Consider the following 5,740-nt stretch of genomic DNA (forward strand, 5'->3'; position numbering starts at 1 on the left):
GGCACCATCATGACGAGGGCGACAGCCATGACCGAGCCCCAGTCGGCCGCGTTCTGCTGGAAGAACGTCTGCAGGCCGACCGGGAGGGTCAGGTTCTGCGGCGACTGCAGGAACAGCAGCGCGATCAGGTAGTCGTTCCAGGCGAGCAGGAAGGAGAAGATCGCGGTCGACAGGATGCCGGGCAGCGAGTTCCGCAGCACGATCCGGCGGAAGCCGCCGAACACGCTGGCACCGTCCATCCACGCGGCCTCCTCGAGGGAGATCGGGATGGAGTCGAAGTACGCCGCCATCATCCAGATCGCGACCGACATCGTCGATCCGATGTAGACGATCGCGACGCCGGCGAGGGTGTCGACGAGGCCCAGCACCGAGAAGGTGAGGAACAGCGGGATCGCCGCGGTCACCACCGGCAGGGACTGCACGACGAACAGGACCAGCGAGTACCCGGAGACCAGCCGGTTGCGGAGCCGGGAGAGCACGTACCCGGCCGGGGCCGCCACGACGACCGCGACGAGCACGGTGACGAGCGCCACGACGAGGCTGTTGCCGAGCCAGGTCAGCAGGTCGGTGCCGCCGAACACGCGCGCGAAGTTCTCGAACGTGAATCCGGTCGCCGTGCTGTTCTGCCCGGGCTGGGTGGAGAGGTACAGCACCGCGAGGATCGGGATGATGACGACGAACGTGATGACCGCGATGAGCAGGAAGCGCCACCACTGGCCCTTCTGCTCCCGCGACTTCGCGGTGGTGCGCTGCACCTTGCCGAGCGTGGCGGTGGTGGCGCCACCGGCTGCGATGGTCTGGCTCATTCGACGTTCGCCTTCTTGATCTGCTGGTAGAGCACCGTGGAGGTGATGACGAGGACGGCGGTCATGAGGAACGCGATCGCGGTCGCCGGTCCGGTCTGCAGGTTCTGGAACGCGGACTGGTAGGCGAGGACGATCAGCGAGGTCGTCGCGCCGGACACGCCCGTGGACGGGCCACCCTGGGTGAGCAGGAAGATCGTCGGGAAGTCGTTGACGCAGAAGATCGTCATGAGCACCCAGCTGATGTAGGTGGTCCTGGAGATGATCGGCAGCGTGATCCCGGTGAAGGCCTGCCAGCCGGTCGCCCCGTCCATCTTCGCTGCCTCGTAGACGTTGGTGTCCACCGACGCGAGCGCCGAGGACATCATCATCATCATGAAGGGGAAGCTGATCCAGACCTTGAAGATGCAGACGACGATCTGCGCCAGCACCGGGTCGCCGAGGAAGTTCGCGTTCTGGATCCCGATGCCGGACAGGATCACCGGCACCGGGGACTGCGGTGTCGCGACCAGCCAGTTCCAGCTCGTGGCCGACACCACCACGGGCACGATCCACGGCAGGAGCAGCAGCACCTTGAAGACCGTGTTGCCGGGGATGCGGGTGCGCAGAAGGAGCGCGAGCGCCAGGCCCACGCTCCAGGACCCGAACACGCCCACCACCGTGAAGATCACGGTGAAGATCGCCGCCTGCAGGAACTGCGGCGACGTGATGACGTTGACGTAGTTGTTCAGGCCGACGAACGGCGCGTCGGTCGGCAGCGTGGACGGGGTGCCGTCCTGCAGCGACTGGATGAACGCGTAGATGACCGGGAACAGGTTCAGCAGGACCAGCAGGATCAGCGACGGCAGCGCGAAGATCGCCAACGTCAGTCCGGCCCGCCCGAGCGGGGTCCGCGCACCCGGCCGGGGGGCGCGCGGCCCTTGGCCGCCCGCCCCCACGCCGCGCTTCGCCTGCTGGAACCGCTCCGTCACGGTATCGATCGCCATCAGGACTCCCTCTTCATCGAGGCGCTCATGCAGGGCATGAGCAGTGGATCACGCGGACTTGACGGCGTTCTGCAGCGTCGTCAGCGCCGTCTTCGCGTCCGTCTTGCCGGCGAGGATCGTCTGCGCGAAGTTGATCATCGGCTGCGTGCCATCGACCTTCGTCACGTTCAGGAACACCGTGTTCTGCCCCGGAGCACCGAACGTCTTCGAGATCGGCTGCCAGTTCTGGATGATCGCGGTCGACTTCGGGTCGTCCGCGTACGCCGCCTTGACGATCGACTGCAGCGGCGGGAGGCCGATGCCCGTCTTCTTCGTCCAGAGCGTCTTCATGTTCTGGTAGTAGTACGTCAGGAACGCCTCCGAAGCCTCCTGGCTGGGCGTGTTCTTGTACATCATGATGTTGTTCGGGAAGTACAGCGCGCCCTTCTTGCCGCTCGGGCCCGTCAGCGGGGTGCCGACCTCGAGGTTGTCCGCGACGGTCTTGTTCACGTTGGCAGGAGTGCCGGCACCGTCCCAGATCATCCCGAACTTGTTCGCGTTCATCTGCGCGTACGCGTTCGCCGACGTGTAGGTGCCGGCACGCGGGTCGACGTAGCCGTTCTTCACGAGGCCGATGACCCACTCCATGGCCTCGATGTTCTCCGGCGTGACCACGTCCACGTTCTGGTCGCCGTCGAAGAGGCCGCCGCCGTTGTTGATCATGTGGCAGATGAGCGTGTGGCCGCCGGTGAAGGCGCCCGCGCCGGAGTAGGTCCCATAGCCGTAGACACCGAGCTTCTTGAGGCCCTTGCAGGCCGCCTCGAACGAGTCCCAGTCGGTCGGCGCCTCGACACCGGCCTTCTCCAGCAGGTCCTTGCGGAACCAGAAGAGGCGCATGTCGAGGTTGTAGGGGACCGCTGCCTGGCCGTTCTTCACCTTCAGGGTGTCCACGAGGCCCGGGAGGAAGTCGTCGTAGATCCCGTTCTTCTTCCACGACTCCAGGAGGTCGTCCGCGTACGCGATCTTGCCCTGCGACTCGAACAGGAACGCGGTCGTCCCGCCGCCGGAGCTGACCGCGGGACCGGTGTTGGCCGCGACCGCGGTCGAGTAGGTCTGGGTGAAGTTCGCCCACTGGACCTGTCGGTACTGGACCTTGCCGAAGCCGCTCTTGGGCTTGTAGGCGGCGGAGATCCGCTGGTCCTCAGCCAGGAACGCCGGAGCGCCCCACGGCTGGTTCCAGAACTTCAGCGGCTGGCCGGCCTTGCCGCTGCCACCGCCGCTGCCGCCGCTCGAGCTGCACGCCGCGAGCAGGCCGACGGCCGCTGCGCCGACGCCCGCACCGAGAACGGTGCGCCGCGTGAATCCGGATCCGGAAGGAAGAGATGCCATCGTCGGGGTCCTCTCCGGCGCCGGGCCTCGCCCTGTCGCGCCGTCGCTCGTCGTTGAACTGCTGTGATCCGCCGGATCCAGGTGTACCACCCGGGGCCGGCGGGGTCAGTTTTGTTGCGACTTCCGGCAATGTCAACGAAAACTTCCGAATGTCGTGATCTCGATCAGGTCACGGGCGCGGGCGACGTCCTCAGGCCGGCCTCGCGGTGCTGTCGCGGACCACGAGATGGGTCGCGAGCTCGAGCCGCTGCTGCTCCACGTGCTGACCTGCGGCGAGGCGGAGGACGATGCGGGTCGCCTCCTCCGCCATCCGTCGGATCGGCTGGTGCACCGTGGTGAGGCTCGGTCGCGCCCAGACGGCCACCTGCGTGTCGTCGTACCCGACCACGGAGACGTCCTCCGGCACCCGCAGCCCGCGAGCCGTCGCGACCTCGATCACGCCGAGCGCCTGCACGTCGTTGCCGGCGAAGACCGCGGTCGGCGGCTCGTCGAGGGCGAAGAGCCGTTCGGCTGCGGCCCTGCCCCCGGTCTGCAGGAAGTCGCCCATGTGCACCCAGTCGTCGCGGACGGGCAGGCCTGCCGACGCCATCGCGGAGCGGTAGCCGTCGAGGCGGGCCCACGAGCAGAGCATGTGCGTGAGGCCGCTGACGGCGGCGATCCGGGTGTGCCCGAGCTCGATCAGGTGCCGCGTGGCGGCCATCCCGCCCGCCCAGTTGGTGGATCCGACCGACGGCACCCCCGGCGGCAGCTCCCCGGCGGGGTCGATCACGGCGAACGGGATGTTCCTTGCGCGGAGGCGCTCGCGGAGGAGGGGCGTGGGATCGGTGGACACGAGCAGCACCCCTGCGGGCTTGCGCTGCAGCGCGCCGCGCAGCCAGTCCGGCCCCGGCGCGTGCTTCTCGCCGCTGGGGGAGAGCACGAGGCTCATCCCGTCCTGGTGGGCGATCGCCTGGACGCCGGTCATGATCTCGGAGCCCCACGGGTTCGCCAGATCGGAGAACACGAGCTCGAGCAGCGACGACCCGCGTGCGGCCGCCCCGCGCCGGCGGTAGGCGTGCTGGTCCAGCAGGCGCTCCACCCGCTGGCGCGTCGACGGGGCCACATCGGTGTGCCCGTTCAGCACCTTGGAGATGGTGGAGAGCGAGACGCCGGCCTCGCTGGCCAGCATGGCCAGGGTCGTCCGGTCGCGCCGCTCGGCGTCGGTGGTGCTCATGGGCTCGCTTCCTGGCGGCACTCCAGCGGGCCGCTTGACGTCCGGAACGGACGCTTCCTAGGGTGAACCGCCCGGATCCTTTCGGCAATAGTGCCGAAAGTTTCGGTCCCGGTTCAAGGGGGAACTTCGTGACCGCATCCGCATGGCAGGACACCAGGGCCGACCCCGATGTCCGTGCCGCCGCGCTCGTCGAGGCGATGACGCTCGAGGAGAAGGTCGCCCAGCTGGTCGGCGTGTGGGTCGGCGCCGACGCCGCCGGCGGCGAGGTGGCCCCGCACCAGAACGACCTGAACCCCGCCCCCGACCTCGACGCGCTGCTGCCGAACGGGCTCGGCCAGCTGACCCGGCCCTTCGGCACGCGCCCGGTCGACGCGGCCGTCGGCGCCCTGTCGCTGCAGCGCACGCAGGAGCGGGTGGTCGCCGAGAACCGGTTCGGCATCCCCGCGGTCGCGCACGAGGAGTGCCTCGCCGGGTTCGCCGCGTGGGGCGCCACCGCGTATCCGGTGCCGCTCAGCTGGGGCGCGGCGTTCGACCCGGCGATCGTCCGCGAGATGGCGGCGCGCATCGGTGCGGACCTGCGCCGGGTCGGCGTGCACCAGGGGCTGGCCCCCGTGCTCGACGTCGTGCGCGACGCCCGGTGGGGCCGCGTGGAGGAGACCATCGGCGAGGACCCCTACCTCGTCGGCACGATCGGCGCCGCGTACGTCGCCGGCGTCGAGTCGGCGGGCGTCGTCGCGACGCTCAAGCACTTCGCCGGCTACTCGGCCTCGAAGGGCGGCCGCAACTTCGGCCCGGTGTCGGTCGGTCCGCGCGAGCGTGCGGACGTCCTGCTCGTGCCGTTCGAGCACGCCCTGCGCGACGGCGGCGCCCGGTCCGTCATGCACGCCTACACCGACACGGACGGCCTTCCCTCCGCCGCGGACGCCGCGCTGCTCACCGGGATCCTCCGCGAACGCTGGGGCTTCACCGGCACGGTCGTCGCCGACTACTTCGGCGTCGCCTTCCTGCACCTGCTGCACGGCGTCGCCGCCGACCTCGGCGAGGCGGCGGCCATCGCGCTCGCGGCCGGCGTCGACGTCGAGCTGCCGACCGTGCACGCGTTCGCCGGCGGCCTGCTCGACCAGGTCAGGGACGGCCGGCTCGACGAGGCCCTCGTCGACCGGGCGCTGCTGCGGGTGCTGCGGCAGAAGGCCGAGCTGGGGCTGCTCGACCTCGGCTGGTCGCCGGTGCCGGCCGTGCTGCAGGGGCTGCCCGGCGACGCGGACGCCGTCCGCGGCGCCGTCGACCTCGATCCCGCGGAGAGCCGGGCGCTCGCCGCGCGGATCGCCGAGCGCGCGGTGGTGCTGCTGTCGAACGACGGCGTCCTGCCG

5 protein-coding genes are annotated in these 5,740 nt (G+C 69.7%); 1 reads left to right on the forward strand and 4 read right to left on the reverse strand.

Features of this window, described 5'->3' with window-relative positions; all coding sequences use genetic code 11:
* The 4 genes from ACFE60_RS17135 to ACFE60_RS17150 all read right to left on the reverse strand — a co-directional run.
* Nucleotides 1–806, reverse strand: an 806-nt coding sequence (locus ACFE60_RS17135; protein WP_375390069.1) for a carbohydrate ABC transporter permease, incomplete at its 3' end; no start/stop codon positions are given.
* Nucleotides 803–1,789 carry a carbohydrate ABC transporter permease gene (locus ACFE60_RS17140; RefSeq protein WP_375390070.1) on the reverse strand — a complete coding sequence of 329 codons (987 nt, stop codon included), beginning with the start codon at nt 1,787–1,789 and terminating at the stop codon, nt 803–805. The genes ACFE60_RS17140 and ACFE60_RS17135, both read right to left, overlap by 4 nt.
* A 48-nt stretch (nt 1,790–1,837) precedes the next feature.
* Nucleotides 1,838–3,157, reverse strand: coding sequence for an extracellular solute-binding protein (locus ACFE60_RS17145; protein WP_375390071.1), 1,320 nt, complete (start codon nt 3,155–3,157; stop codon nt 1,838–1,840).
* A 190-nt stretch (nt 3,158–3,347) separates the two neighbouring features.
* Nucleotides 3,348–4,370: a LacI family DNA-binding transcriptional regulator gene (locus tag ACFE60_RS17150; RefSeq protein ID WP_375390072.1), complete on the reverse strand. Its 1,023-nt coding sequence runs from the start codon at nt 4,368–4,370 to the stop codon at nt 3,348–3,350.
* 128 nt (nt 4,371–4,498) lie between these two features.
* Here ACFE60_RS17150 and ACFE60_RS17155 point away from each other — a divergent pair.
* Nucleotides 4,499–5,740 (forward strand): glycoside hydrolase family 3 protein (locus ACFE60_RS17155; RefSeq protein WP_375390073.1); only part of this gene is annotated, 1,242 nt, incomplete at its 3' end.

Origin of the sequence: uncultured Amnibacterium sp., assembly GCF_964245895.1 — a bacterium.
GTDB lineage: Bacteria > Actinomycetota > Actinomycetes > Actinomycetales > Microbacteriaceae > Amnibacterium.